Source organism: Sphingosinicella sp. (assembly GCF_052388015.1).
GTDB lineage: Bacteria > Pseudomonadota > Alphaproteobacteria > Sphingomonadales > Sphingomonadaceae > Allosphingosinicella.
In genome coordinates, this window is the sequence record NZ_JBQTIN010000154.1 from 1 (window position 1) to 3,186 (window position 3,186).

A 3,186-nucleotide genomic window follows, 5' to 3' on the forward strand; every position below is an offset into this window, starting at 1 on the left:
GGACGGCCCCGGCGGGGTCGCGGTGGCGGCGCGACTCTTCATCCCCCTCCCTGAATGGGTGGGGTTTGGGGGGGGGGCCGCCGAAGGCGGACTTGGTGGCGATGGAGAAGGCTCGCTACGCTCGCCTACCCACCCCCTGCCCCTCCCTTGCAGGGAGGGGAGCATAGTGGAGATCGGCACCGGCGCCGTCGCGACGACGCCGGAGCGGCGGCAGGTCCGGATCAACGGCGCGCCCGCCTCGGCCAATGCGCTCTCCGAATGGCTCTCGGTGCTGTGGCTGACGCCGGCGATGGACCGGCTGTTCACCGACAGCGCCGGCAATCGCCGCCGCTTCCTCGACCGGCTGGCGCTGGCGCTGAGACCTGACCATGCCGGCCACAGCGCGCGCTACGAGGCCGCGATGCGGGCGCGCAACAAGCTGCTCGCCGAGCCCGCGCCGGACACTGCCTGGCTCGCCGCGCTGGAGGCGCGGATGACGGAGCATGGTGCCGCCATCGCCGCGGCAAGGCGCGAGACGGTGACGGCGCTGGCCGAACGGCTGGCGGCTGCGCCCGAGGGCGCCTTTCCACGCGCCGGGCTCGCGCTCGACGGAGAGGAGCCGGAGGACATCGCCGCCATGCTTGCCGCCAGTCGCGCGCGCGATGCCGCGGCCGGGCGTGCGCTTGCCGGCCCGCACCGGATCGACCTCGCGGTCGCCCATGTCGACAAGGCGATGCCCGCGGCGTCCTGCTCGACCGGCGAGCAGAAGGCGCTGCTGATCGCGCTCATCCTCGCCCATTCGGACGTGGTCGCGGCGCGCGCGGAGCGCCGGCCGATCCTGCTGCTTGACGAGATCGCCGCCCATCTCGACCCCGCGCGCCGCGCCGCCTTGTTCGAGCGTCTCGGCGCGACGGGAGGGCAGGTCTGGATGACCGGGACGGAACCGTCGCTGTTCGCCGGAATCGACGCCGGCGCGACCCGGCTGGGGGTCAAAGACGGGGTGGTCGAGCCCCTATGACGTCACCCCAGCGAAGGCTGGGGTCCATACAGCGTGCGGCACAAGCCCAAGTCTTTGATTCAGCATGGATTCCAGCTTTCGCCGGAATAACGAAAAAGGGGGATTTTCCTTGGGTTTCCGCCCCCGATTCCCTATATGATCGGCATGGCATCATCCCCCAACGAAAACACCTACGGCGCCGATTCCATCAAGGTGCTGAAGGGCCTCGACGCGGTCCGCAAGCGGCCCGGAATGTATATCGGCGACACCGACGATGGATCCGGCCTCCACCACATGGTGTTCGAGGTCTCCGACAATGCGATCGACGAGGCGCTGGCCGGCCATTGCGACCGGATTCTGATCACCCTGAACCCCGACGGATCGGTCAGCGTCGAGGACAATGGCCGCGGTATCCCGACCGGCATCCATGCCGAGGAGGGCGTGTCGGCGGCCGAGGTCATCATGACCCAGCTCCACGCCGGCGGGAAGTTCGAGAACACGTCGGACGACAATGCCTACAAGGTCTCGGGCGGCCTGCACGGCGTCGGCGTCTCGGTGGTGAACGCGCTCAGCGAGTGGCTCGATCTCACCATCTGGCGCGACGGCGAGGAGCATCATATGCGCTTCGCCCATGGCGATGCCGTCGCGCCGCTGAAGGTCGTCGGCCCGGCGGGCGACAGGAAGGGCACGCGGGTCACCTTCCTGCCCTCGTCCGAGACGTTCAAGATCACCGAGTTCGATTTCGAGAAGCTCGAGCATCGCTATCGCGAGCTCGCCTTCCTGAACTCGGGCGTCCGCGTGATCCTCGCCGACGCGCGGCACGAGGAGCGGCAGGAGCATGAGCTTTATTATGAGGGCGGCATCGGCGCCTTCGTCAAATATCTCGACCGCACCAAGACGCCGCTCTTCCCCGAGCCGATCTCGGTCACCGGCCAGCGCGACGATATCGGCATCGACGTCGCGCTGGAGTGGAACGATTCCTATTACGAGAACGTCCTCGCCTTCACGAACAACATCCCGCAGCGCGACGGCGGCACCCATCTCGCCGCCTTCCGTTCGGCGCTGACCCGGACCCTCAACAATTATGCCGAGAAATCCGGCATGATGAAGAAAGAGAAGGTGAGCCTCACCGGCGAGGACATGCGCGAGGGCCTGACCGCGATCGTCTCGGTCAAGCTGCCCGACCCCAAGTTCAGCAGCCAAACCAAGGACAAGCTGGTCAGCTCCGAGGTCCGCCAGCCGCTCGAAAGCCTGATCGCCGACAAGCTGGCCGAATGGCTGGAGGAAAACCCCGGCAACGCGCGCGCGGTGATCCAGAAGGTCATCGACGCCGCCGCCGCCCGCGAGGCGGCCCGCAAGGCGCGCGAGGCGAGCCGCAAGAGCGTGATGGGCATCGCCTCATTGCCCGGCAAGCTCGCCGACTGCCAGGAGCGCGACCCGGCCAAATCGGAACTGTTCCTGGTCGAGGGCGACAGCGCCGGCGGCTCGGCCAAGCAGGGCCGCGACCGCCATTTCCAGGCGATCCTCCCGCTGCGCGGCAAGATCCTCAACGTCGAGCGCGCCCGTTTCGACCGGATGCTGTCGTCGAAGGAGGTCGGCACCCTCATCCAGGCGATGGGGACCGGGATCGGCCGCGACGATTTCGACATCGAGAAATTGCGCTATCACAAGATCGTGATCATGACCGACGCCGACGTCGACGGCGCCCATATCCGCACGCTTCTCCTGACCTTCTTCTACCGCCAGATGCCGGACATCATCGAGCGCGGCCACCTCTTCATCGCCCAGCCGCCGCTCTACAAGGTCGCGAAGGGCCGCTCCGAGGTCTATCTCAAGGACAATGCGGCGCTCGACGACTATCTGATCGGCGCGGGCGTTTCGCTCACCGCGCTGGAGACGGCGGCGGGGCCGCGCTCCGGCGACGATCTGCGCGCCTTGGCCGACCATGCCCGCCGGGTCAGGTCGCTGATGGCCTATGTGCCGCGCCGCTACGATCCGGCGATCATCGAGGCGCTGGCGCTGACCGGCGCGCTCGATCCGCGGCTCGACGCCGCCGGGCGCCAGGATCGGCTGGCCCTGACCCAGGAGTGGCTCAACGCGGTCGATGAGGAAGGCGCCTGGGCCACCTCGATCGGCGCGGACGGCGATTATGTGCTGCGCCGGGCGTGGCGCGGCGTCACCGACCATCATGTCATCGACCACAAGTTCCT

The 3,186-nt window shown here is 68.1% G+C and carries 2 protein-coding genes; both read left to right on the plus strand.

From position 1 onward, the window contains the following. On the plus strand, positions 1-997 hold a 997-nt coding region (locus ACT4N3_RS12620), incomplete at its 5' end, for an AAA family ATPase (protein WP_444855577.1). Between the two features lie 144 nt (positions 998-1,141). Further along, on the plus strand, positions 1,142-3,186 hold a 2,045-nt coding region (locus tag ACT4N3_RS12625), incomplete at its 3' end, for a DNA gyrase subunit B (RefSeq protein ID WP_444855578.1).